Below are 24,293 nucleotides of genomic sequence, written 5' to 3'. Positions count from 1 at the left end.
CCGAATCCGCATCGTCGTCACAGTAGCAGGTTATTGTCCGATATGCTGCTGTTCGACCGCAAGTTTGACATGCATGGCTTCGTCGCGCGCGCCATAGCGTATGCCGGTGATGGGTGCAGCATCGCTGTAATCGCGTCCAGTGGCTACGCGCACATAGCGCGCATCGGGGCTGATGCCGTTGGAAATGTCGAACCCGACCCAGCCCAGTCCCTCGACATGCGCCTCTGCCCAGGCGTGGCCCGCATCCTGTTCGATGCGATCATCCATCATCAGGTAACCGCTGACATAACGGGCAGGGATGCCCATTGCGCGCGCGCCTCCGATAAAGACGTGGGCGTGGTCCTGGCAGACCCCGCGTCCCGCCGCCAGAACGCCCTCGGCCGTTGTCGCAGCGTCTGTATGACCAGCAGAATATTCCACGCGCGCGCGGATCAACGTCGAAAGATTGTGCAGGGAATCAAGCATGCTGGCTTCATCCGGCAAGGCCGCAAGCAGGCTTCGCACTTTCGGCCCGGTGCGGGTCAGGTCGGTCTGTTCAACGAACTGCCACATCGGCATGAAGCCGGAATGGCGGCCAATGATCCCGGCTTCATCGTTGGTTGCAACAACGCCTTCGCAGCGGATCGTCACTTCGGTTGCGCCGGGATTGAAAGAAATCAGCGAAACGTGATTGCTGTTCGAATCTTCGTATTGGACCTGAAGCTGCGCACCTTCGAACGACATGTTCCATTCGATCACGCGCTGGCCGGAAGACGTTTTCGGCATCAGGCGCAAACGCTGCAATCCACGGCTGACCGGCCCGGAAAAGACGTAATGCGTGGTGTGATCGACCGCAATGCGCATGGTTTCTTACTCGGTAAATCGGTAATCGCGCTGAATCTGCAGCGCGAGAGCGGTGTTGGACCGGATGAACTTGCCGATGAATTCATGCAGGCCCTGTTCGAAAATGCGTTCGATCGTGGCCTGGTGGAACTGGCAATCGGCATCGCGCAGGATTTCGTGGCTATGCATCTCGTTGCCGTACTCGCGCGCCAGCCCGGCAAGATTCGAGCGCAGCTTCGAATAGCAGAACGCAAGACTGCGCGGGAACCGGCCATCAAGAATGAGGAACTCGGCGATGCCGCGCGGGTCCATGCGGCCGGCATTGAGCCAGCGATAGGCGCGTTCCCCGGCAACAGAACGCAGCACGTTTTCCCACTGCACATTGTCGAGGCTTGATCCGACATAGGATACCGAAGGCAGCAGCACGTAATATTTCACGTCAAGGATGCGCGCGGTGTTGTCCGCCCGCTCGATGAAACTTCCCATGCGCGCAAAGTTGTATATCTCGTTGCGCAGCATGGTGCCTTCCATCGCCCCGCGCACTTGTGTCGACTGGCGGCGGACCAGATCAAGCACCGCACCCAGCCGCGTTTCAGTGACCGGGCGGGCCAGCGCTTCCTTAAGCTGCATCCAGCCGTCGTTGACCGATTCCCACACCTCGCGCGTGATCCCGCCACGCACCATGCGGGCATTGGTCCGCGCCTCTTCGGTAATCGCAAGGATGCTGCCGGGATTTTCCTTGTCGCGCAGGATGAAATTGAACACGTGGGGACCGGTATATTCGGTCCCGTGCCGCGCCTCGAATGCCTGTCGCAGGCCCAGCGTCACGATCAGCGAGCGCCACTCGTCGGTTGCGTCGGATGCAGAGCGGGTCAGCGCCATGCGGAAGCCAGCCTCGATCAGGCGTGAGATGTTCTCCGCCCGTTCAAGGTAGCGGAACAGCCAGAATATGCCGTTTGCGGATCTGCCTAGCATCAGTCGTCCAGTACCCAGCTGTCCTTGGTGCCACCGCCTTGCGACGAATTCACCACCAGCGACCCCTTCTTGAGCGCGACGCGCGTCAGCCCGCCGGGCGTGATGTCGATGCCGTTCGGGCTTACCAGCACGAACGGCCGCAGATCGACATGGCGCGGCGCCAGCCCCGCTTTTGTCAGGATCGGCACGGTCGAAAGCGACAGCGTCGGCTGTGCGATGTAATTTTCGGGCCTTGCCCTCAGCTTCGCTTCGAACGCGGCCAGTTCACGCCGGGATGAGGTAGGGCCGATCAGCATGCCATACCCGCCGGATCCATGGACTTCCTTGACGACGAGTTCAGCCAGGTTGTCGAGCACATATTTCAGCGCTTCCGGTTCCGAACAGCGCCATGTCGGAACGTTCTGCAGGATCGGCTTCTCGCCAGTATAGAACTCGACGATTTCCGGCATGAACGAATAGATCGCCTTGTCGTCGGCGATGCCCGTGCCCGGTGCGTTGGCAATGGTGATACCGCCCGCGCGATAAACGTCCATGATGCCCGAAACACCCAGTACGCTGCTGGGGTTGAACGTCAGGGGATCGAGGTATTCGTCGTCAACGCGCCGGTAAAGCACATCGATCGGTTCATAGCCGCGCGTAGTACGCATGGCGATGCGGCCGTTTTCCACCCGCAAATCACTGCCTTCGACCAGTTCCGCGCCCATCTGGTCCGCCAGGAAGGCATGTTCGAAATAGGCCGAGTTATAGATGCCCGGCGTCAGCACCGCGACGACCGGCTTCTTGCGATCGCACGCAGGCGGGGCGCAAGAAGCAAGGCTGCGGGCGAGACGGCGCGGATAGTCCGAAACTTCGCGCACCCGAACGCGGGTGAACAGTTCCGGGAACATCGCCATCATCGTTTCACGGTTCTCCAGCATGTAGGACACGCCGGAGGGGGTGCGGGCATTGTCTTCAAGAACCATGAAGTCATCCTCGCCCGTGCGGACAAGGTCGATCCCGACGATGTGGGTATAAACCCCGCCGGGGGGCGTGAAGCCGACCATTTCAGGCAGGAACGCCACGTTGCTTTTCAGCAGCCGCTCTGGCAACCGGCCTGCGCGGACAATTTCCTGACGGTGGTAAAGGTCGTGAAGGAACGCGTTCAGCGCGCGCACCCGCTGTTCGATCCCGCGCGACAGCTTGCGCCATTGCTGTGCGGTGATGATCCGCGGCACCATGTCGAAAGGGATCAGCCGTTCTTCGGCGTCTTCGTTGCCATAGACGTTGAAGGTGATCCCGGTTCGGCGGAAGAAGGCCTCAGCCTCACTGCCCTTGCGCCGCAACAAGTCGGTCGGTTGTTCATCATGCCATTGGCAGTAACCGGCATATGCAGATCGCACCGAACCATCGGTATCGAGCATCTCGTCATATGACGCGGGCAAGGTTTTTTTCATAGGCACATCCCGTCTGAAGCCCAAGCTTGCACAACGAATCGGGTTTGCCAAGCATGCGAATGCTGCACTTGCGAAATAAAGTTGGTGCCAGATTGAAACGCCCGATCGAATTGATCACTTCACGGGCGCTGCAATCACCAGGCGTCGATCAGCCGGTTGACCATCGCCGCCACATCAGGATGCGCGGCGAACCCCAGATGCGTACACCGCATGGGTACCGCCAGATCGCGCTCCCCCTTGCGCCCGCAGGCAGACCGCGGCGAGATGATTCCATCGCGCGGGCTCCACAATGCCACCGTCGGCACGGGTGGCTTGACTGCCATGTCGCGCCCGATCGGGGGGGAATCCACGGAATGTCCGGCAATCAGTTGATAGGCCCGCCACGCATTGTTCGCGCGGCGATCACCCGAAAACGGCGAACCCATGGTGATGACCAACCGTACGGATTCGGGATGTGCCCGCGCCACTTCACGCGCGAAGATGCCGCCAAGGCTCCAGCCGACCAGCACCAGCGGTTCGCCTTCCTTGCGCGCCATCGTGACGACACGTTCACACAGGCGGTCGAAGCGTTCCTCGCTCGGCCCGAAGTTGAAGCCAAGACCCCAGTCGCTGACACGGTGTCCGGCGTCCTGCAATGCGCGGGCGAGTGGCTTCATCCGGGCAGGGTGGGTTCCGAAGCCGGGCAAAAGCATCACCGGGCGTGACGGACCGTGGAGCGGCTCCACCACGCGAGGACGATGCGCCGCCTGCCAATGCTCGATCGGTGTGCGCAATTCACCCAGCAAGCGCTCCCACGCAGGCCCGCGCGCACCAGATGGGCGCGGCTCGAACGCCAGCGCCCGCCGCCGCACGATTTCATCGCGCAGCATGGAAAGCCGGGCAAGAACCTGCCCGTTGCTCACCGTGGGTTGCTGTTGTCCGGTCATCATCGCCATTGCCTGCGCCCTATCGGCCTAACGTCCGATGAACGCCAGCAATGGCGAAATGTTTCATATTTGCGTCAAGAATCCCGGCCTCACCGATCTTCGTTGCCCACACATGCGCCGACATGCTTGGAAACGAGCGTCATCTGCATGGTCATCGTCTTGCCGTTGGGGGCGGCGCCGTTCATGTCCATGGTCATGTCATAACTATCGGGACTGTAGGTGCCGACCAGTTTCATCTTCGCCTCGGTCGCGCCTTCAGCCCCCTGCCCCTTGCAGGTCATTGCCGCATCGATCTTGCCGCCGCCCATGGTGAAGGTGTCATAGCGGCAATTCTCAGCCTCCTGCCCGAAGAACGAACCGTCGGGCTTGTCCGCCTCTTCCTGCGTCAGGCAACTGGAATAAGTGCGGCCCTGCCCCAGCATCTGCTGCATCGCCTGCTTTGCCTCAGGCGGCATGCCTTCCACTTCGAACCTGGCAAACTTCATCGTCAGATCCCAGCGTCCCGGCTTCAGCTTCATGCCCGAATCGGCAACGGACTTCGCCACTTCGGCGGTAGAGGCGTCCTTTTTCTCAACAGTCTTGTCATCCCCGCAGCCAGCCAGAGCGACAGCAAGGATCAGGGCACAGGCGGCACGCATGGTTCTCTCCTCAATACGATCCAGCGCAGGCTAACAGCGCCCTGACAAAGCGCCAGTGCTTCCGGTCACTGTGATTGCCCCTCTCACCCTGTTGCGCGGACGCGGTTTGTTCCCCATATCTCCGCGCATGGCCGAACTCGTTATCCGCAGAGGGCTGGAAGAGCCTGACACGTCCGGCACCTTCGTGCCCCACCGTCCCGCCCGCCCCGACAAGATCGAGGGTGGCAAGCCGTTCAAGGTCGTCTCGGAATACCAGCCCGCAGGCGATCAGCCCACCGCGATTGCCGATCTGGTGGCAGCAGCGCGTGAGGGCGACATGACCCAGGTCCTGCTTGGCGTCACCGGTTCAGGCAAGACCTTCACCATGGCCAAGGTGATCGAGGAATTGCAACGACCTGCGCTGATCCTTGCCCCCAACAAGATCCTCGCCGCGCAATTGTATGGCGAGATGAAGAGCTTCTTCCCCGAAAACGCAGTGGAATATTTCGTCTCGTACTACGATTACTACCAGCCCGAAGCCTACGTCCCCCGGTCTGACACGTATATCGAGAAGGAAAGCTCGACCAACGAGGCGATTGACCGGATGCGCCATTCGGCCACGCGCTCCTTGCTCGAACGCGATGACGTGATCATCGTCGCCTCGGTTTCGTGCATCTACGGCATCGGCTCGGTCGAAACCTATTCGGCGATGATCTTCGATCTGAAAGCCGGGCAGAGCGTGGACAGCGGCGAGATCATTCGCAAGCTGGTGGCGCTGCAATACAAGCGCAACGACCTGGGCTTCGGGCGCGGCAATTTCCGTGTGCGCGGGGACAATCTCGAAATCTTCCCCTCGCACTATGACGACACCGCATGGCGCATCAGCTTCTTCGGCGACGAAGTGGAATCCATCGCGGAATTCGACCCGCTGACCGGCAAGACCGGCGCGAAGCTGGACAACGTGCGCGTCTACGCCAATTCGCACTACGTCACCCCCGGCCCGACGATGCAGCAGGCGGCCAGCGCGATCCGCTTCGAATTGACCGAGCGGCTCAAGGAACTGGAGGCCGAGGGCAAGCTGCTGGAGGCGCAACGGCTGGAACAGCGCACCAATTTCGACCTGGAGATGATCGCTGCCACCGGCAGTTGCGCGGGGATCGAGAATTACAGCCGCTTTCTGACCGGCCGCCTGCCCGGCGAACCGCCGCCAACGCTGTTCGAATATCTACCCGACAATTGCCTGCTGTTCCTCGATGAAAGCCACCAGACCGTACCGCAGATCGGCGCGATGGCGCGCGGGGACCACCGCCGCAAGCTGACCCTGGCCGAATACGGCTTCCGCCTGCCCAGCTGCATCGACAACCGCCCGTTGCGCTTCAACGAATGGGACGTGATGCGCCCGCAAACCGTCGCGGTATCGGCCACGCCCGCCGCTTGGGAAATGGAGCAGGCAGGCGGCGTCTTTGCCGACCAGGTCATCCGCCCCACGGGGCTGATCGACCCGCCAGTGGAAATCCGCCCGGTCGAAGATCAGGTGCAGGACTGCATTACAGAATGCAAGAAGGTTGCCGCCAACGGTTACCGCACACTCGTCACCACGCTGACCAAGCGCATGGCCGAAGACCTGACCGAGTTCATGCACGAAGCCGGCCTGCGCGTGCGCTACATGCACTCGGACGTCGAAACGCTGGAACGCATCGAACTGATCCGCGACTTGCGGCTGGGCGTCTATGACGTGCTGGTCGGCATCAACCTGCTGCGCGAGGGGTTGGACATTCCCGAATGCGGCCTCGTCTGCATTCTGGATGCGGACAAGGAAGGCTTCCTGCGCAGCGAAACGTCATTGATCCAGACCATCGGCCGCGCCGCGCGCAATGTGGACGGTCGCGTGATCCTCTATGCCGACCGCATGACCGGCTCCATGGAACGCGCCATCGCCGAAACCGACCGCCGCCGCGCGAAGCAGGAGGCCTACAACCTTGAACACGGCATCACCCCGCAATCCATCAAGCGCGACATTCACAACATCGTGGCGGACACCGCCAGCCGCGACGGTGTGCTGGTGGATATCGAGGATGACGGGATCAACAACCTCGTCGGCCACAACTTGCGTGGGTATATCGAAGACTTGGAAAAGCGCATGCGCGCGGCAGCGGCGGATCTGGAGTTCGAAGAGGCCGGAAGGCTGCGCGACGAAATCCGACGGCTGGAAGCAACGGAACTTGGACTGCCAGCAGGCGAACACAAGGCGCCGATTGCCGGCCGGAGCAACGAGGGCAAACCGGGGACGCGCAAGACGCGGTATGGGAAGAGCCAGAAGAAGTGGGGGAAGTAGGAAAAAATACCGAAGGTACCGGGTGAGATGCTATGACGGCGGTAACGACCGCTAGTCTGCTCGTGTAGTGACCCTAACTCGATGTCCGCAGTGATGGAGCTACACTTGAGTGACGATCTTGACTCTGGGCCAAATGTCCCCTATAAAGGACAAACCTTCCAGCTGTCGGAAACGCCCGACTTCTCGGATTGGCTCGGCTCCTTGCGGGACCGGCGGGCACGAGCAAGGATCGTGGTTCGCCTTGAACGCTTGGCCGACGGGAATTTCGGTGACCACAAGTCTGTCAAAGGCGGCGTTCACGAACTTCGCGTCGACTATGGACCGGGCTACCGGGTGTATTTCTTCCAGCGGGGCAAAGAGCTTGTCATTCTCCTTTGCGGAGGCGACAAGCGTACGCAAGATGCCGACATTGCACATGCAAAGCGGCTGAAGGAAGAGATTGAGCGCACCAATGGAGCTAAGCCCATTTGATCCCGCCAACTACCTTGAGACCGAAGAGGACATCCTCTTCTATCTTGAGGCAGCGATGGAAGGGAACGACCCCAAGCATATCGCCGGGGCGCTCGGCAATATCGCTCGTTCCAAGGGCATGAGCGATATTGCGCGCAAGGCCGGGCTTGGACGTCAGGCGCTTTACAAGGCGCTTTCAGAAGATGGAAATCCCACTCTCGAAACGCTCGTCGCTGTGCTTGCGGTCCTCGGTCTAGAATTGACGGTCCAGAAGCGCGCCGCCTGATCTCGTCTCATGAAGTTTCCCATCGCCGCCGCACTCGCTCTAACCCTCGCCGCCTGTTCCAAATCGCCTGCGCCGCCGGTGCGCGAAGGGGCGCCGGAGAATGCGGTGCGGATGGCAATGCCGGAGGGGGAAACCCTGCCGGGTATCAAGGATGAAACTGCGCCGCCCGCATGGGCCGCATCGCCCGATGGCATGTCCGCGCGGTTCGGGCATCCGGGTGAACAGCCGCTGGTCTCGGTTGCCTGCCGGTCGGGCATGCTCATCGTCACCCGCCATGCCTTTGCCCCGGTGGGCGCGCAGGCGCTGTTCGCGCTGGTGGGCAGTGAAGGCATCCTGCGCCTGCCGGTGGATGCCACCGCCATTCCCGGCCAGCGCGGCTATCTGTGGCAAGGTACGCTGGCGGCAGACGATGCGCGCGCCAAAGTGCTTGGCGGGGCCTATACCGGCACCCTTCCCGGCGCGGGCATGATCAAGGTTTCGGGCGGCGGTGCGTCACGCGATGTCATCGCGCAGTGCCGCCGCACGGCACCGACCGCAGCGCCCGAACCCGTCGCCCCGGCGCTGACCGTCGATTAGATCTTTCCGAATTTCGCTTCGTAAGCCGCCGCATCGCCGCTGGCGAGAAGCCTGGCCTGTTCCACCCAGTTATCGCGCCTTGCACGCCCGGCGAACGATCCAAGCTGCGCGTCGATCCGGGCGATATCCTCATCCGTCCAGCTTGCGATCTGTGCGTAGGTGGTAACACCCAGCGAGGTCAGCAGCGCTTTCAGCTTCGGCCCGATGCCCTTGATCCGGCCAAGGTCATCACCGCTTGCGACAACCGGAACCGGAACCGGAACCGCCTCCGCCACCTCCTCAGCCGCCGCATGCGCCACGATCTCGCCAATGCCCGCCATCGTGCCCACGCCCGGCGGCGGGGTGACCAGCGCGGCGGCGCTTGGGGCCGAAATCAAGGCATTGTTGCGCTCTGCCGGAGCCGCGCCTTCCGAAAGGACATCGGTATATTCGCGCCGGGTCGGCGTCGGCTTGCTCCGCCCCCACAGCCACCACGCCACGAAGGCGATCAGCAGGACGATCCCTGCCAGGACGATCTGGTTGGTCTCGATCAATTCGAGCATGGCAAACCCCTCATGCGCTTCATGCCGGTTGCTGCTTGCGGAACAGCACCCGGTCTTCCGGTCCGAACGAACGGACCCACAACATATAGCAGTAGATTGCCAGAATGGCAGGGATTCCCACCGCCATCTCGGCCCATTCAGGCAGCCAGGTGAAGGCGACGCCAACGGCAGCGGCGGGGACGACCGCCCATGCCAGACCCCAGCGCCAGTTGCTGATGCTCTGCCCCAGAATGCGCGCCAGTACGCGCGACTTGACCATCGAGGCCAGCCCCAGCGAAAGCGCCAGCGCCAGTGCGGCAGCGGCGGCGACATACATCGGTCCCCAACCCGCATTGCGCGCCACGATGATCAGCCCGATGGTCAGCACCAGCTGGAACGCGATCGTGGCAAGGCTGATCCACAAGTTGCGCATGCGGGCGAGGTAGACCAGCGCAGCTTCACTGACGACCGCCTTGGACGCGACCACTTCGGCCAGCAGGAGGAATACCAGCGCCGCCGTGCCCGCCACGAAGTCAGGCCCGCCAAGGCCCATCAGCCCTTCGCCCGGAATCCCCAGTGCCATCGCGATGCCGATCTGCGCGGCGGTGATCCAGAAGCCCACCTGGCACACCTGCTTGGCAATCCCGGCGTAGTCCTTGTCCTTCACGCTGCGGGTAATCACGGGTCCCAGCACCGGCTCGAAACTTGTCTTCAGCTTTTGCGGCAAGGACGCGAACTGTTGCGCGAAATAGTAGATGCCCAGCGGCGCTTCGCCCACGAAGAAGCGCAGGATGAACACGTCCAGCTTGCGCGTACCCCACTCCACCGCGTCGGCGCCTGCCAGCGGAATGTTGCGCTTGGCAATCTGCCACAGCAGGCCGGGCTTGGGCTTCCAAGCCTTTGGCAGGCCATAGGACCGCACCAATGAAAACAGCGCCACTGCCGTCGCTGCCCAGATCGACAGGAGATAGGCAAGGCTGAGACCCGATGCAGGCGAGACGAAAAAGAACACTCCCGCGGCGATCGAGATCGTCCACGGCTCCACCACAGCGCGCGCGCGCACGGTCGTCGCCACGTCAAACCGATAGGCCAGCGCCGCCAACGCAAGATCGCCCAGTGCAAGACCGGGGATTGCCAGCATCAGCAGGCGGTCCGCCAGCGTGAAATTGCCGCCGGGATACATCGATTCGGGGAAGGCAAAGATCAGCGCGCCCATGCCCAGCGATAGCCCCATCGCCAGCAGGATCGCATCGCCCACGGTGTTTGCCGGGTGTTCGTCACCTTCCGCGAGACGCTGCGCAAGCCCGCGCTTTTGCCCAAGTGTCGCCAGCATGCCCGCAAACTCGACCATGACAAGCGCCGAGGCGAAGCGTCCCATGGCAGGCGCACCGTAGAGGCGGCTGGCGATGATCAGGAACGGGATGCGCGCCAGAAGGCGCAGCAGGAAACCGAACAGGTTCGTCCGCCCGCCCTTGGCGAGCGCAGCGATATCCTGCTGGCCTGCCTGATGATCCAAAGGCTTGGCGGTATCAGACAAGCGTGTTTTCCGCCTTCAGCGGGCGCGAAAGCAATCCTGCCACCACATCGCGCGCAGGGGCGGTGCCCTTCAACAGGCTGATCACCGCCTCGACAATCGGCATCGATATGCCACGCTGATTCGCAAGTTCGGCGAGCACCGGCGCGGTAAAGGCCCCTTCCGCTACGGTCGCCTGCGCGCCCAGCACTTCGGCAGCATTCGCCCCTTCGCCCAGCGCCTTGCCGAGCGAGAAATTGCGGCTGGATGTGGACGAACAGGTCAGCACAAGGTCTCCCAATCCCGAAAGGCCGGAAAGCGTTTCGGGCCTTGCTCCCAATGCAAGGCCGAAGCGCTGCATTTCGGCAAAACCGCGACTGATCAGTGCAGCCCGCGCATTCTGGCCAAGCTGCAACCCATCCACCACGCCACAGGCAATCGCGAGCACGTTTTTCACCGCACCGCCGATTTCGGCACCGGTAACATCATCGGAATAATAGGGTCTGAACGCAGGCCGCGCGATCGCAGAAGCCAGCCGCGCCCATTGCGCTTCACCGCCTTCGCAGGCCAGCGTCACCGCTGTCGGCAGGCCTGCCGCCACTTCATGTGCGAATGTCGGGCCGGACAGCACCGCAAGGCTGGCGTCAGGCGCGGCATCACGCGCCACATCGGCCATCAACCGGCCAGTCCCCGCTTCTATACCTTTCGAACACAGCACGACGTCACCGCCGCTGCGCCCGATCCCGCCCAGCACCCGCGCCAGATGTTGTGCAGGCGTCACCAGCAGCAGCACCGGAACATCGGCCATGTCCGCCAGATTTTCCGTAGCCCGGATGGAAGCATTCAATTGCGCCGACGGCAGGAACAGCCCGTTGCGCCGATCATCGTTGATTTCAGCGACCAGTTCCGGCTCGCGCGCCCACAGCAGCACGTCGCGCCCGTCGCTCGACAGCATCTGCGCCAGTGCCGTGCCCCAGGCTCCGGCCCCTACGACACCCACTTCCACGCTCATGCCTTCACCCCTGCCCCACGCACCGGCGCGGCATTATCGTCCAGTGGCCAGCGCGGACGCGCCGCCACGTCGAGCGCATCGACATATCCCAGAGCGAACCGTTCTGCGCCAGCCCAGCCGATCATTGCGGCATTGTCTGTGCACAGTTTCGGCGGCGGTGCGATCAGCGGCAGCCCGTGTGCGCCCGCAAGAGCCTCAAGGCTGCCGCGAAGCGCGGCATTGGCGGCAACCCCACCCGCCACGACCAGCGCGGTCATTCCCGGTGTAGCCGCGCCCAGGGCAATCCGGGTCCGGTCCACCACGCAATCGATCGCCGCCTGCTGGAACGAGGCCGCAATGTCCGCGTCCGCGTGAATTCCAGCGTCCTTCGCCCGCATCACCGCGCTTTTCAGCCCAGCGAACGAGAAGTGTACTTCGCCGCTTCCCACCAGCGGGCGCGGCAGGCGCACCGCGCGCGGATCTCCCTCGCGCGCCATGCGCTCAACCGCAGGCCCGCCCGGATAGCCGAGACCGAGAATCTTCGCCGTCTTGTCGAACGCCTCGCCCAACGCATCGTCGATGGTCGTGGCAAGACGGCGATACTGGCCGACCCCTGCGACTTCCAGAATCTGGCAATGCCCGCCCGAAACCAGCAGGAGAAGATAGGGATAGTGCAACCCCGGATCGGCCAGCCTTGGCGAAAGCGCATGCCCTTCAAGGTGATTGACCGCGATCAGCGGCTTGTCTGCCGCCATTGCCAGCGCCTTGCCCGTGACCAGCCCGACCATGACCCCGCCGATCAGCCCCGGTCCCGCCGTGGCCGCAACGGCGTCCATATCGTCCAGCGTCAGCCGGGCATCGGCAAGCACCGATTCGATCATCGGCGCCAGCACCTCTACATGCGCGCGCGCTGCAATTTCAGGCACCACGCCGCCATAAGGCCGGTGCGCATCGTCCTGCGAAGCGATGCGTTGCGCCACGATACGCGTCGCCAGCGTCGCGCCATTGCTATCGATCACCGCCGCTGCGGTTTCATCGCAACTGGATTCTATGCCAAGGATCAGGGCCATCAGGCGCTTTCCTCTAGAGATAATCCCGTTTACGGCAAGCGCCGCATGACACCTGCCACTCCACAACAGCCGCTCAAGCTCGGCACCCGCCGCTCCCCGCTTGCCATGGCGCAGGCCGAAGAGGCGCGCGCGCGCCTTTGCGCCGCGCATGGCTGGTCGCAATCCATGGTCGACCTGGTGCCCGTAACCGCCAGTGGCGACAAGATTCTGGATCGTCCGCTGGCCGAAATCGGCGGCAAGGCGCTGTGGACCAAGGAACTCGATGCCTGGCTGATGTCGGGAGAGATCGACTTTGCCGTCCATTCTATGAAGGACGTAGAGACAGTCCGCCCTGAAGAATTTGCCATCGCCGCCGTTCTTCCGCGCGCCGACGTGCGTGACGTTCTGGTGGGTGCCGCCTCCATCCAGGCCATCCCGCCCGGCGCGCGCGTCGGCACCAGCGCCCCGCGTCGCGCGGCGCAGATGCTCCATGCGCGGCCAGACCTGACAGTCGTCGGCTTTCGCGGCAATGTTGCCACGCGCCTTGCCAAGCTGCAGGCGGGCGAGGCCGACGTGACGCTGCTTGCCGCTGCCGGGCTGGAACGGCTGGGGCAAACCGGCGTTGGCCACCCGCTGTCGGAATTCGAATGGCTGCCCGCCCCGGCGCAGGGCGCCATCGGCATCGAATGCCTTGAATCGCGGGACGATCTGCGCGGCTGGCTTTCGGCAATCGACGATGCCACCAGTCATTCCGCGATCCGTGCCGAACGCGCACTCCTGCTGGCGCTTGGCGGCAATTGCCACAGCCCGATTGCGGTGCTGACCAGCGTGCGCGAAGGCTCAATCACCTTGCGCGCCGCCATCTTCAGCCCCGATGGCGTGGAGCGTACCGAAGGGCGTGAAACCTTTGGTCCGCACGATGGGCAAGGCCCGGCCCGCCTTGCCGCCCGCCTGCTCCGCCAATCGCCCGATGCCATTCGCCTGCACTTTGACGGAGTGGCATGACCGCCCTGCCCGTCTTCGTCATCCGCCCAGAACCGGGCAACGCGGCCACGCTGGCAGCGGCGCACGCGCGGGGGATCGATGCGCGGGGGTTTGCCCTGTTCGAAGTCGGCTCGCTTTCCTGGCAGGCACCCGAAGGCCCGTTCGACGCCATCCTTGCGGGCAGCGCCAACGCATTCCGCCACGGCGGCCCACAGCTGGCGGCCTTCGCAAACGTGCCTGTGATGGCCGTGGGTGCTGCAACGGCTGATGCCGCGCGGGCTGCCGGGTTCACCGTCGCCCGCACTGGCGAGGGCGGCTTGCAGCCTCTGGTCGAGACGCTGCCGCCAGGAAATTACCTGCGTCTTGCCGGGCGGGACCGGGTCACGCTGGCACCGCCGGAGGCCGTGCGAATCGCCACCGTGGTCGTATATGCGGCGCAGGCACGGGCCATTCCGCCTGCCTTTGCAGCGCTGCTGAAAAAGGGTGGTGTGGTCCTGCTTCACTCCGGCGAAGCGGCGGGCCATTTCAGGGGTGAATGTGAAGCCCTTGGAATCGCGCGCAATCGTCTCTATCTGGCCTGCCTTGCACCGCGCATTGCCGACCTTGCCGGTCCGGGATGGGCGGGCATCGAGACAGCGCTAACCAGGACCGATACGGACCTGCTGGAACTGGCCACACGAATGTGCCAGACAGTGTGACATCGGGGCGACAGGACAAGTAAAATCGAATGCAGGATTACGGCCAAAATCCGCGTGCCGCCCAATATGGGGCCGGGCAACGCAGCGGGATGCGTACGCGAACCATCGCCGCGCTCATTGCAGGTTGCCTGCTCGCAGGGGCGGCAGGCACCGCATGGCTTGGCTGGCGAAACGGGCTGATCGATGTTGAACTTGCCGATGGTGTGCCGCAATTGATCACCGGCGCCACCGCCACGCCGATGCCTTCACCGCCCGCCGTCGATACGGCCGCCCAGAACCGATTCGCCGATGCCGCCACCAAGGTTGCCATGCTGGAACAGCGCCTTGCCGAACTGAACAGCCAGGCCATCGCCGCATCGGGCAACGCCACCCGCGCCGAATCCCTCCTGCTCGCCTTTGCCGCCCGCCGCGCGGTGGAGCGTGGTCAGCCGCTCGGCTGGATCGAAACCCAGTTGCGCGTCCGGTTCGGGGCCACACAGGGCGCGGCAGTGGATCGCGTGATCGCCGCCGGATCGGCCCCGGTCACGCTGGCGCTACTGGCCGAACAATTCGAAATTCTCGCCCCGCAACTCGCCGGTGGCGCGCCCGATGAAGGCACATGGGACTGGCTGTCGCGGCAGGTATCGGACCTGTTCGTGGTGCGCCACGACGATGCCCCCTCCCCCGCGCCCGAAGCGCGCCTCGTGCGCACCCGCGCCTTCCTCGCCGGTGGCAAGGTAGAAGCGGCGATCGCCGAAGTCGAACGCATGCCCGGCCAGACAGCCGCAACCGGCTGGCTCGCCCACGCCCGCGATTACATGGCGTCCCAGCGCGCACTCGACCAGATCGAAGCCGCCGCCCTGATGGGCGCACAGCCTGTTGCCGCGCCGAGTGCGGCTCCGACGGTTGAGCTTAGCCCCACGCCGGAATCTTCCGTTCCGGCAATCTGAGCAGAAATTAGGCCGTGAACCCATTAACGCGACGGTGTCTGAGCCTTCTTGATCTGTCGCACCGCCCAGATGACAATCGGAATTGTCAGAATCAGGAACACGATAAGTCGGGTGTTCCACTGCTCACCGCTGAAGAATGCGATCAAGGCAGCGGCAAAGAAGAATAGCGTCCAAGACATCCAGGGCTTCATAGGGTTCATCGTAACACGCCTTTCCTTGTTGAGCGAAAGCTGATTCAGGGACTGGATGAGCCGATATGACCTGACCGATTTCGAGTGGCGTGTGATCGAACCAATGTTGCCCAACAAGCCTAGAGGCGTGCCACGTGTCGATGACCGGCGTGTGCTGAATGGCATCTTCTGGGTGCTGCGGTCAGGGGCGCCGTGGCGAGACTTGCCGGAACGCTATGGCCCGCGCACAACCTGCTACAATCGCTTCGTGCGATGGCGAAAAGCCGGTGTGTGGGATCGAATGATGGACGCCATCACCGCCGCCCATGATGGCGATATCCAGATGATCGACAGCACTTCCATCCGGGCGCACCAACAGGCTGCGACGGCAAAAAGGGGGATCGAGATCATTGTCTCGGTCGCTCCCGAGGCGGGCTCACCACCAAAATCCACGCGGTCGTCGATGGGCAAGGCCTCCCGATCCGGCTCAGCCTGACTGCCGGGCAAAGCCACGACGGGCAAGCGGCTGACGATCTACTCAATCACGTTGGCGCCGGAACAATCGTGCTGGCAGACAAGGCGTATGACGCCGATCGTATCCGAGCGTCTCTCCGCGAAAAGGGATCGTTTGCCAACATTCCGCCCAAGGCAAACCGGAAGTCGAAACCGTACTTCAGCACATGGCTGTACCGCGAGCGGAACCTGATCGAACGCTATTTCTCCAAATTGAAGCACTTCCGCAGAGTAGCTACCCGCTACGACAAGTTGGCCGAAAACTTTCTGGCCATGGTCCAACTCGCCTCAATGCGCCTGTGGCTGCGCGTTTATGAGTCTACGGCCTAGGCAGCCCGCAGCAGCTTCGGCAGGTCGCCGCTCATCCCGCGCGCTTCGTCCATGAACCAGCGCTTCAAAGGCCCGACGCGCTGCACACCTGCCATGCCGAAGCGGCGGATGGCGGAGGGCAACTTGCCCGGTACGCCGAACAGGCGCGTCAGCACATCGGTGGCCGTCGCCACCATGAACGTATCGGCCGCGCGCCAGCGTTCATAGCGGGCGAGCAGTTGTGCATCGCCCACGTCCAACCCCAGCCGCACACCGTCCGACAGCACCTCGACCAGCGCCGCCACATCGCGCAGGCCCACGTTCAGGCCCTGCCCTGCGATCGGGTGCATTCCGTGCGCGGCATCGCCGACCAGCGCCAGCCGCTCGTCCACGATCTTCACCGTGTGGTGGAAGTTCAGCGGGTAGGATGTGCGCGGGCTGGCCAGCTTGATCGCCCCGAAAATGCCGTGCATCCGTGTCGACACTTCGTTCAGGAACATCGCCTCAGGCATGGCCAGCACGGCGGCGGCGTCCTTCTCGGCCACGGTCCAGACCAGCGCCGAACGGTGTACCCCGTCCGCGCCATCAAGCAGCGGCAAGAGCGCGAACGGTCCCGCCGGATAGAACACTTCCCACGCCACGTTGTCGTGCGGCTTTTCATGCGTCAGTCCGGCAATGATCGCGCGATGGCCATAGTCCCAGCGCGCGGGCGTGAAGCCCGCCTCGTCGCGCGTGGGAGATTTGCGCCCCTCCGCGCCGACCAGCAGCCGCCCTTTCAGGATGCGGCCATCGGCCAGGGTCACCGCCACGCCATGTTCCCCGCGCTCACGCTTTGCCACGTGCGCGTTGGGGTGGAAGGTAATCGCCTCTTCCTTCGCCGCCACATCGTACATCGCGATGCGCAGATCGCGGTTGGCATACATCCTGCCCAGCGAGTCCCCAGAGCCTTTAGCGCCCTCGCCCGGCTTGAAGTCGATCCGCCCCGGCTTCATCGCGTCGGTCACCGCAATCGCTGCGATCGGGCAGCCCAGCGGCGTCAGCGCCTCGGCCATGCCAAGATGGGCATAGAGGTTCCAGCTTGCAGTCGAGATCGCCGAAGCGCGCCCGTCGAACCCTTCGGCGGTCTGCGCCGCAGGGTCGGAATTATCGACGACATGGCTGGTGATTCCGGCTTTCGCCAGACCGATGGCAAGCGTCATGCCGACGAGGCCACCGCCAAGGATCACGACGTCGGCATGCAGTTCATTCATTTCGCGGCTCCACAAGTATTGCCCGGCCCACCATCGAGATCGAGGCAGCGCCCGTCAAACGATCCTTCGGGCACTTTCAGCCCGACGAGTGCGGCAAGGCTGGGCGCGATGTCCACCGTTTCCACGCCGCTCGGCTGTTCGAACCCGGTCATGCCCTTGCGCCAGAACAGGATCGGCACCCGGCGATCATAATCCCACGGGCTGCCATGGGTTGCCACATAGCCCGCGCGCGGGACCGGGATCGGCACGACACCGCGTTTGAGGAACACCACGAAATCGCCCGAATGCAGCGGATTGTACGAAGCGCGCGCCCGTTCGGCCAAAGTCCAGGTTTCCGGCGATCCGCCCGGCATCGGAGTGGCCGCGATTTCGGCGGCGGACAGCACGGCCTCGACTTGCGCATTGGCCATCAGGATGGCCTTGGCATCATCCACCATCTTGCCCTTTAGGCCCGGCGCGATGTCCTTGCGCAGCCAGTAATCGCCCGATGCGCCGTCAGACAGGACCAGTCCCTTGGCGGCCACGGCGTAGGCCTTGCCCAGTGCCGCCGAAAGCGCCTCCGGCGAAACATCGGCACCTACCCGCGACGATGTTTCCAGCGCCTGTTCATGCAGGCGTTCGGGCAGGTCGAACCCGCCATGGTCGGCGGTCAGCACCACCGCATAATCGATGCCGCGCTTGTCCAGGCTGGCGAAGAAATCACCGAGCGCCATATCGAGCTGCGTCAACTGGATGCACATTTCGGCGCCCTCGGTGCCGGTACTGTGCCCGACATAGTCGGTTGCCGAAAGGCTGACCGAAAGCACATCGGGCACGGCATCCTTGCCCAGCTTCTCCTCGTCCAACAGTTTTATCGCCAGATCGAGCGTGGCCCGATCCAGCCGGGGCGACGCGCGGAAACCATCGGCGTTGCCAGCCTTCAGCGCAAAGCGTCCGGTTCCAACCGTTGCCTCGCCCGCCGTAACCGCCCGATCATTGCGCGCGCACCACGCAGGCAGTGCAAACGCGGGCGCGCCCTTGGCGAGCGTCGCTGCGATCTCGCCGTTCTGCGCGATGGCAGTGGCCCCCAGGTCTCGCTCTTCCAGCGTGGCAAAGCCCTTGCCCTTCCACCAGTACACCTGATCGATTTCGTGCCCGCCCATCATCAGCGCGCCGCGATCCTTGCCGGAAACGGCAATGTTGCGCGCTGCCGGATTGGCCTGCTTCAGCCATTCGCCCAGCGTCGGCACCAGCAGATGATCGACCGAGGCCACGTAGTCCTTCGATCCGGCCTTCCGCTTCGAAACGTCCTCGGCGCAATAGACCACCTTTGGCCCGACGGTGACCGACTGGTCGATCCACGAATTGGCGATGATCCCGGTGTGTGCGGGTCGGTTGCCGGTCAGGATCGTCGAGTGACCTGGGCAGGTCTCGGTCGCGGCATGGCTCTGATATCCTGCCGGGAACACCGCGCCTGTCGTCAACCGTGCAAGGCCGCCGGTAAAGCGCTGGCGATACTGGGCAAAGAGATCGGACGAGAACTGGTCGATCGCGATGGCCACGACGAGTCGCGGCGCATTGGCGGGCAGCTTCTGCGAAACGGCGGGCACAGCCTCCTGCGCCATGGCAGGCACGATCGGCAGCGCGGCGGCGGCAAACAGGACGGCGGCTTTGCGGGCAAATCTAATCACGCAGGACATACTCCTTGGGGCACACGCACTGGACACGGGAGAAGGCCAATCGTAGGACGCCCGAAGAGCGCTACGCATGGCCCCGGCGGCGTTCCGGTTCAAGGGCCGTTTTGGATCACGATGCCGAACCTGCCGACACTGCGCACCATAGCGATGTTTGTGACGCTGTTGTGGCTATCGCTCAGCCTCGGCACCGCGCCTTTATCCGCGGCGCCCAATCACATGCGCGCCTCGCTGCTGGCCGAAGGTCCGGTCGAGCCGGGCGGCACGGTCACGCTCGCGCTGCTGATGCAACCAGAAACGGGGTGGCACGGCTATTGGTCCAATCCCGGCGATGCGGGCTATGGGCTGACGCTCGACTGGTCGCTGCCGGATGGGGCCAGCGCCGGACCCATGCAGTTCCCGGTCCCCCAGACCCTGCTGATCCAGGGCCTGATGAATCATGTGTACGAACACGATTATGCCGTGCTCGTGCCCTTGACAGTTCCCGCCGATGCCCGCCCCGGCACCCTTCTGCCCATCCGCGTCAAAGCGCAGTGGCTGGTCTGCACCGAAGCGATCTGCGTACCAGAACGCGCGGAGCTTAGCGGGGCGGTCACCATCGGCAGCGGGGCAAAGGACGCGCGTTTCGAAGGCTGGCGGGCCGCCATGCCCGCGCCGCTGGACCGCAACGGCACTTTCGCCTTTGGTCCCAAGGTCTTGCGCCTCGCGCTCCCCTTTCCTGCCAGCGCCCCGCTCGACGCGCCGCACCTGTTTCTCTCGACCGAGCGATTGGCTGATTACGCCGCACCGCAGCGATTCTTTCGCAATGGCGATACGTTGGTCGTCGAAGTCCCGCTGGGCAAATCTCCCGCTTCACCCGCAAAAGTCGAAGGCGTTCTGGCCATGGGCAGGGACGCGGGCGGCATCGCCTTTGCCACCGTGCCCGGTGCCGTGCCCGAAGGCGGCGATGAAGTGGGCGGGGCGGCATTCACCGCCTCTGCGCTTGCCCTCGCGCTGATTGGCGCATTTCTGGGCGGGCTGGTGCTGAACATCATGCCCTGCGTGTTTCCCATCCTCAGCCTCAAGGCGCTGGCGCTGGCGCGCGGCAATTCGCACAACGCCAAGGCCGAAGGGCTGGCCTATACCGGCGGCGTGGTCCTCGCCTGCCTTGCCTTGGGCGGGGTGATGCTGGCCCTGCGCGCGGGCGGCGAACAAGTAGGCTGGGCATTCCAGTTGCAGGAGCCCGGCGTGGTCGCGGTGCTGCTGCTGCTGGCCGTGGCGATCACCGCAAACTTCGCCGGACTGTTCGAACTTCCCGGCCTGTCGATAGAGCGGGGCGCGGGATCATCGGGTGCATTCGGCACCGGGTTGCTCGCCGCCTTCGTCGCCACGCCCTGCACCGGCCCGTTCATGGCCGCCGCGATGGGCGCGGCGCTGGTGCTGCCATGGTGGGCGGCGCTCGGCGTGTTTGCGGCGCTGGGCCTTGGCCTGGCGCTGCCGTTCCTGCTGCTCGGCTTTATCCCCGCGCTGCGCCGTCTGTTGCCCAAGCCCGGCGCGTGGATGGACCGCTTCCGCCGGATCATGGCCGTGCCGATGGCGCTGACCGTTCTGGCGCTGGGCTGGCTGGCGTGGCGCCTGGGCGGTGAGACATTCGCCGCCGCCGCCGTGGCGCTCTCCGCTGCGTTCATTGTCGTGCTGGCCTTCGCCGGAAGAGGCCAACGCCAAGGCCACGCCGTCGCCCGCTGGGTCGCGCCCGCAACGCTTGTGCTTGCCGCAATCGCCTTCGTCGGAGCGCCGCGCCTCGCCACCGCCAGCGTTGCGGAAAGCAGCGGCCTCCTCGCCGCCAAGCCGTTCAGCGAAGCCGCATTGGCCGAGGCGCGCAAGTCCGGTAAACCCGTCTTCGCCTATTTCACCGCCGACTGGTGCCTCTCGTGCAAAGTGAACGAAAGCACCTCGATCGAGCGCGAAAGCACCCGCGCCGCATTTGAAAAAGCAGGCGTCGTCGTGCTGGTGGGCGATTGGACCCGCCGCGATCCCGCCATCACCAAATTCCTCACCGCCCAAGGTGCTGCGGGGGTGCCGCTTTACCTGTGGTATCCAGCAGGCGGTGACGCCCGCCAATTGCCGCAAGTGCTGACGCCCGACATGCTGGCAGGATTGCCAAACTCCTGAAGCCCCGTTCGTGTCGAGCGAAGTCGAGACACAGTGCGCAGTGTCTCGACTTCGCTCGACACGAACGGCGCTAGGAGGGGGCACAGTTGAATAGGCTCTCGATCACTTCCCACCAAACGTCATGCTGAACTCGTTTCAGCATCCAACGTGCAACCTCAAACGGCAGTGCGTGGGGAGAGATAGACCCTGAGACAAGCTCAGGGTGACGGCAGGTTTTGAGGTTGGAGCCTTAGGTGTCGAATGACGGAAATTGGGTGGATTTGCGACATTCGAGTTGTTTCTGGAAGCCTGTAATCTAAGCTGAACCAATGAAGATCGCAGCCATGTTCGCAAGTCTGGCTTTTCTGCTCGCAGGCTGCGGCAATGCGAGGACCTATGCTGAAGGGTGTGCTGCTCCTCCCGACGGCTGGATCACACCGCGGCAAGGCCGAAGCACCCTTTTGGTGTTGAACGTAATTGACGTCCCGCAGGCGGACCGCATCGAGTGGAATGGCAGGCCGATCCCCCAATCGACGTTCAGCATACCAGCAGCCTGAACCCTCTACCGGTTACACACATCAGGTTCGGCCCGAACGTGGATTGTGCGGCAGTCGAGCGATTGCGCCACATGGTGTCGAACAACCTCGATTGCACCTACGGCATGTGCGCTGAAGGTGCGGGGAAATGGTGGATGCGCGGCGACGTGCTTTTCGACGGCCAGCCTTCTGAGTCTTACGACCCAGACCAAACTGTTGTTGAAACCAAGCGATAGTGCACGAGAGACGGACGTCGCCTTTGGCGTCGTATCCGGAACGTCAGGTTTTCGAAGAACCGCCACCGTCAAAACTTGTTATCCCGCGGGAACCCGTTCGGCGGCAACCGCCCAGCCGCCCCGCGCGCGACCTTCCACGGCAGCAAGTCCTTCTCGGTCCGCGTGCGCCCGGATTCGCCGCCCATTGTCCACGAAAGGCCATCTTCCAGCTTCAGCGTGATCACATCGGCCATGCCGCCGTCCTTGTAGCGTTGCAGCGTCACCCCTTGCCCTTTGGCGAGGATTGGCACTTCGGACAGGCCGAAGATTACCAGCTTGCGGTTGTCGCCGATCACCGCGACGTGATCGTGTTCCGCAGCGATTTCGCGCACTACCACCAGCTTCACGCCAGGCTTGGTTGAAACCACGCCGCGCCCTTTGCGCGTTTCGGCGAGCAGTTCGTCCATCTCTGCCGCAAAGCCACGCCCGGTATTGGCCGCCAGCAGCAGTTGCCCCTTGGGCTTGTAGACCACCACGCTGACGATCTGCGCCTCGGAATCGATGTCTACCATCGTCCTGATGGGTTCGCCAAAGCCGCGCGCGCCGGGGAGTTTATCGGCGCCAAGCGTGTAGAACCGCCCGTTGTCCACCGCCACCAGCAGTTTGTCGGTGGTCTGGCAGTGGAAGGCATGGGCGGGGCCATCGCCTTCCTTGAACTTGAAATCGCCGTCCAATGGCAAATGCCCCTTGGCCGCCCTGATCCATCCCTTGGCCGAAAGGATCACCGTTAGCGGCTCCTTCTCGATCATGGCGTCCATGTTGAATTCGCGGGTCCGCGCGGCCTCTGCAATCGTCGTGCGACGGCGGCCCAGCAGCGTGGTCTCGGCATATTCCTTGCGCAATGCATTGAGGTCACGCTTGAGGCGGGTGCGCTGCTTGGCCGGGCTGTCGAGCAGCTTTTGCAGCTCTTCCTGTTCGGCAATCAGATCGGCCTGCTCCTTGCGCAGCTCCATTTCCTCCAGCTTGCGCAAACTGCGCAGCCGCATGTTGAGAATCGCCTCGGCCTGACGGTCGGTCAGATCGAATTCGGCCATCATCACCGGCTTAGGCTCATCCTCGGTGCGGATGATCTCGATGATCCGGTCAAGGTTGAGGTAGGCGATGATATAGCCGCCGACCAGTTCCAGGCGCGCGGCGATTTTCTCCAGCCGGTGCCGCGAACGGCGCAGCAGAATGTCGATCTGGCTGATCACCCATTCCTGGAGCAGCAGCTTCAGCCCCAGAACGCCCGGCGTGCGCCGTGCATCCAGCACATTGAGGTTCAGCCCGAAGCGATTTTCAAGATCAGTCAGCCGGTAGAGCGATTCCTTGAGCAGATCCGGGTCTACATTGCGGCTCTTGGGCACCAGCACCAGCCGGATCTGTTCGTCGGATTCATCGCGCACGTCTTCAAGGATCGGCAGCTTCTTGTCGGCAATGAGCTGCGCGATCTGCTCTATCAGCTTGCCTTTCTGCACCTGATAGGGGATTTCCGAGATGACCAGTTGCCACTGGCCGCTGCCCAGCCGCTCGATCCCCGTCTCTTCCCATTTGCCCGCCTCATCGCGCCCGGTGGAAAAGCGCGCCCGCACCCGGATCGCCCCGCGTCCGCTGGCATAGGCGGCCGAAATCGCCGCAGGGTTATCCACCACCACGCCGCCGGTCGCGAAATCAGGCCCGTGAAACACCTGCATCAACTGTTCGTGCTCGACCGCCGGATTGTCGATCAGCAGCAACGTGGCGTCCACGATCTCGGCCACGTTGTGGCTCGGAATGTTCGTGGCCATGCCCACGGCGATGCCGCTGGAGCCATTGGCGAGCAGATTTGGGAACAGCCCCGGAAAGATTTCCGGCTCTTCCTCTTCGCCATTGTAGGTCGGCTGGAAATCGACCGTGCCGTCTTCCAGCCCGGCCATCAGCCGCATCGCGGTCCGCGTCAGGCGCGCTTCGGTATAGCGATAGGCGGCGGCATTATCGCCATCGATATTGCCGAAGTTGCCCTGCCCCTCGACCAGCGGATAACGCAGCGCGAAATCCTGCGCCAGCCGGACCATCGCGTCATAGACCGAGGCATCGCCGTGCGGGTGATACTTGCCGATCACGTCGCCCACCACGCGCGCCGATTTCTTGAATGCGCCGGTCGCATCCAGCTTCAGTTGCCGCATCGCCCACAACAGGCGGCGGTGCACCGGCTTCAGCCCATCGCGCAGATCGGGCAGCGAGCGGGCCGTGATCGTCGACATCGCATAGACGAGATAGCGCTCCGACAGCGCGGAATCGAAAGGCGCGTCGACGATTGCGTCAAACGGATCGGGTTCGTTGTCTGTGGTGATCGCCATGGCACCGCTGGTTT

Annotated in this window: 23 protein-coding genes; 10 read left to right on the top strand and 13 right to left on the bottom strand. The window is 63.6% G+C overall.

Annotated features, from left to right (window positions below; translation table 11 throughout):
* Positions 1–30: 30 nt before the first annotated feature.
* The 5 genes from LUA85_RS03440 to LUA85_RS03420 all read right to left on the bottom strand — a co-directional run bounded on the left by LUA85_RS03440 (position 31) and on the right by LUA85_RS03420 (position 4,794).
* A complete protein-coding gene (locus LUA85_RS03440) occupies positions 31–843 on the bottom strand; it encodes a transglutaminase family protein (protein ID WP_231466933.1) in 813 nt (270 codons plus the stop codon).
* A gap of 6 nt (positions 844–849) precedes the next feature.
* Positions 850–1,797 carry an alpha-E domain-containing protein gene (locus tag LUA85_RS03435; protein WP_231466932.1) on the bottom strand — a complete coding sequence of 316 codons (948 nt, stop codon included), beginning with the start codon at positions 1,795–1,797 and terminating at the stop codon, positions 850–852.
* Positions 1,797–3,230 carry a circularly permuted type 2 ATP-grasp protein gene (locus tag LUA85_RS03430; protein WP_231466931.1) on the bottom strand — a complete coding sequence of 478 codons (1,434 nt, stop codon included), beginning with the start codon at positions 3,228–3,230 and terminating at the stop codon, positions 1,797–1,799. The genes LUA85_RS03435 and LUA85_RS03430 overlap by 1 nt, the downstream gene beginning before the upstream one ends.
* A 134-nt stretch (positions 3,231–3,364) precedes the next feature.
* Complete coding sequence (locus tag LUA85_RS03425) at positions 3,365–4,165, bottom strand: esterase/lipase family protein (RefSeq protein ID WP_371823640.1); 801 nt, start codon at positions 4,163–4,165, stop codon at positions 3,365–3,367.
* 80 nt (positions 4,166–4,245) lie between these two features.
* The gene (locus LUA85_RS03420; RefSeq protein WP_231466930.1) at positions 4,246–4,794 is read right to left on the bottom strand and encodes a DUF3617 domain-containing protein; all 549 of its coding nucleotides are present in this window, start codon (positions 4,792–4,794) and stop codon (positions 4,246–4,248) included.
* Between the two features lie 127 nt (positions 4,795–4,921).
* Between LUA85_RS03420 and uvrB the strand changes: the two genes are divergently transcribed.
* The 4 genes from uvrB to LUA85_RS03400 all read left to right on the top strand — a co-directional run bounded on the left by uvrB (position 4,922) and on the right by LUA85_RS03400 (position 8,420).
* Positions 4,922–7,108 (top strand): excinuclease ABC subunit UvrB, encoded by a 2,187-nt coding sequence (gene uvrB / locus LUA85_RS03415; protein WP_231466929.1) that lies wholly within the window; start codon positions 4,922–4,924, stop codon positions 7,106–7,108.
* 162 nt (positions 7,109–7,270) lie between these two features.
* A complete protein-coding gene (locus LUA85_RS03410; RefSeq protein ID WP_231471754.1) occupies positions 7,271–7,579 on the top strand; it encodes a type II toxin-antitoxin system RelE/ParE family toxin in 309 nt (102 codons plus the stop codon).
* Positions 7,548–7,844 (top strand): addiction module antidote protein, encoded by a 297-nt coding sequence (locus LUA85_RS03405; RefSeq protein ID WP_231466928.1) that lies wholly within the window; start codon positions 7,548–7,550, stop codon positions 7,842–7,844. Before LUA85_RS03410 ends, LUA85_RS03405 begins: the two co-directional genes overlap by 32 nt.
* A 9-nt stretch (positions 7,845–7,853) precedes the next feature.
* The gene (locus LUA85_RS03400) at positions 7,854–8,420 is read left to right on the top strand and encodes a hypothetical protein (RefSeq protein WP_231466927.1); all 567 of its coding nucleotides are present in this window, start codon (positions 7,854–7,856) and stop codon (positions 8,418–8,420) included.
* On the opposite strand, the gene LUA85_RS03395 is transcribed toward LUA85_RS03400, so the two are convergent.
* From LUA85_RS03395 to tsaD, 4 genes are read right to left on the bottom strand one after another with little or no spacing between them, the layout of a single operon-like run.
* Positions 8,417–8,962 (bottom strand): hypothetical protein, encoded by a 546-nt coding sequence (locus LUA85_RS03395; RefSeq protein ID WP_231466926.1) that lies wholly within the window; start codon positions 8,960–8,962, stop codon positions 8,417–8,419. The genes LUA85_RS03400 and LUA85_RS03395 overlap by 4 nt on opposite strands.
* 19 nt (positions 8,963–8,981) lie before the next feature.
* Positions 8,982–10,478, bottom strand: coding sequence for a lipopolysaccharide biosynthesis protein (locus LUA85_RS03390; protein WP_231466925.1), 1,497 nt, complete (start codon positions 10,476–10,478; stop codon positions 8,982–8,984).
* Entirely contained in the window at positions 10,471–11,466 is a 996-nt protein-coding gene (locus LUA85_RS03385; RefSeq protein ID WP_231466924.1) for an NAD(P)H-dependent glycerol-3-phosphate dehydrogenase, read from the bottom strand. Before LUA85_RS03385 ends, LUA85_RS03390 begins: the two co-directional genes overlap by 8 nt.
* Positions 11,463–12,515 (bottom strand): tRNA (adenosine(37)-N6)-threonylcarbamoyltransferase complex transferase subunit TsaD, encoded by a 1,053-nt coding sequence (gene tsaD, locus LUA85_RS03380; RefSeq protein ID WP_231466923.1) that lies wholly within the window; start codon positions 12,513–12,515, stop codon positions 11,463–11,465. Before tsaD ends, LUA85_RS03385 begins: the two co-directional genes overlap by 4 nt.
* Before the next feature lie 45 nt (positions 12,516–12,560).
* On the opposite strand from tsaD, the gene hemC reads away from it, so the two are divergent.
* The 3 genes from hemC (at position 12,561) to LUA85_RS03365 (ending at position 15,105) form a co-directional block, all read left to right on the top strand.
* Entirely contained in the window at positions 12,561–13,499 is a 939-nt protein-coding gene (hemC, locus tag LUA85_RS03375) for a hydroxymethylbilane synthase (RefSeq protein WP_231466922.1), read from the top strand.
* A complete protein-coding gene (locus LUA85_RS03370) occupies positions 13,496–14,176 on the top strand; it encodes a uroporphyrinogen-III synthase (RefSeq protein WP_231466921.1) in 681 nt (226 codons plus the stop codon). Before hemC ends, LUA85_RS03370 begins: the two co-directional genes overlap by 4 nt.
* A gap of 89 nt (positions 14,177–14,265) precedes the next feature.
* On the top strand, positions 14,266–15,105 hold the full coding sequence (locus tag LUA85_RS03365; protein ID WP_231466920.1) for an MICOS complex subunit MIC60: 840 nt from the start codon (positions 14,266–14,268) through the stop codon (positions 15,103–15,105).
* Positions 15,106–15,128: 23 nt separating this feature from the next.
* On the opposite strand, the gene LUA85_RS03360 is transcribed toward LUA85_RS03365, so the two are convergent.
* Positions 15,129–15,296, bottom strand: coding sequence for a hypothetical protein (locus LUA85_RS03360; RefSeq protein WP_231466483.1), 168 nt, complete (start codon positions 15,294–15,296; stop codon positions 15,129–15,131).
* 55 nt (positions 15,297–15,351) lie between these two features.
* Between LUA85_RS03360 and LUA85_RS03355 the strand changes: the two genes are divergently transcribed.
* Positions 15,352–16,118, top strand: a protein-coding gene (locus LUA85_RS03355) for an IS5 family transposase (protein ID WP_231466484.1) whose coding sequence is annotated in 2 segments (ribosomal slippage) — positions 15,352–15,664 and positions 15,664–16,118 — 768 coding nt in all. Because the reading frame shifts where the segments join, the coding sequence is not laid out codon by codon here.
* Here the strand turns inward: LUA85_RS03355 and LUA85_RS03350 are convergent.
* Both LUA85_RS03350 and LUA85_RS03345 read right to left on the bottom strand, forming a co-directional pair.
* Positions 16,115–17,347, bottom strand: coding sequence for an FAD-dependent monooxygenase (locus LUA85_RS03350; protein WP_231466919.1), 1,233 nt, complete (start codon positions 17,345–17,347; stop codon positions 16,115–16,117). The genes LUA85_RS03355 and LUA85_RS03350 overlap by 4 nt on opposite strands.
* On the bottom strand, positions 17,344–18,951 hold the full coding sequence (locus LUA85_RS03345) for an alkaline phosphatase family protein (protein ID WP_371823706.1): 1,608 nt from the start codon (positions 18,949–18,951) through the stop codon (positions 17,344–17,346). The genes LUA85_RS03350 and LUA85_RS03345 overlap by 4 nt, the downstream gene beginning before the upstream one ends.
* 186 nt (positions 18,952–19,137) lie before the next feature.
* Here LUA85_RS03345 and LUA85_RS03340 point away from each other — a divergent pair, with 186 nt between their 5' ends.
* Both LUA85_RS03340 and LUA85_RS03335 read left to right on the top strand, forming a co-directional pair.
* On the top strand, positions 19,138–21,171 hold the full coding sequence (locus LUA85_RS03340) for a protein-disulfide reductase DsbD (protein WP_231466918.1): 2,034 nt from the start codon (positions 19,138–19,140) through the stop codon (positions 21,169–21,171).
* A 484-nt stretch (positions 21,172–21,655) separates the two neighbouring features.
* A complete protein-coding gene (locus tag LUA85_RS03335; RefSeq protein WP_231466917.1) occupies positions 21,656–21,922 on the top strand; it encodes a hypothetical protein in 267 nt (88 codons plus the stop codon).
* A 68-nt stretch (positions 21,923–21,990) separates the two neighbouring features.
* Here the strand turns inward: LUA85_RS03335 and parC are convergent, their stop codons facing one another.
* Positions 21,991–24,279 carry a DNA topoisomerase IV subunit A gene (gene parC / locus LUA85_RS03330; RefSeq protein WP_231466916.1) on the bottom strand — a complete coding sequence of 763 codons (2,289 nt, stop codon included), beginning with the start codon at positions 24,277–24,279 and terminating at the stop codon, positions 21,991–21,993.
* Positions 24,280–24,293 lie beyond the last annotated feature (14 nt).

Source organism: Novosphingobium sp. CECT 9465 (assembly GCF_920987055.1).
Classification (GTDB): Bacteria; Pseudomonadota; Alphaproteobacteria; order Sphingomonadales; family Sphingomonadaceae; genus Novosphingobium.
The sequence above is the reverse complement of the archived record's forward strand: the minus strand, read 5'-3'. Positions and strand labels throughout refer to the sequence as shown.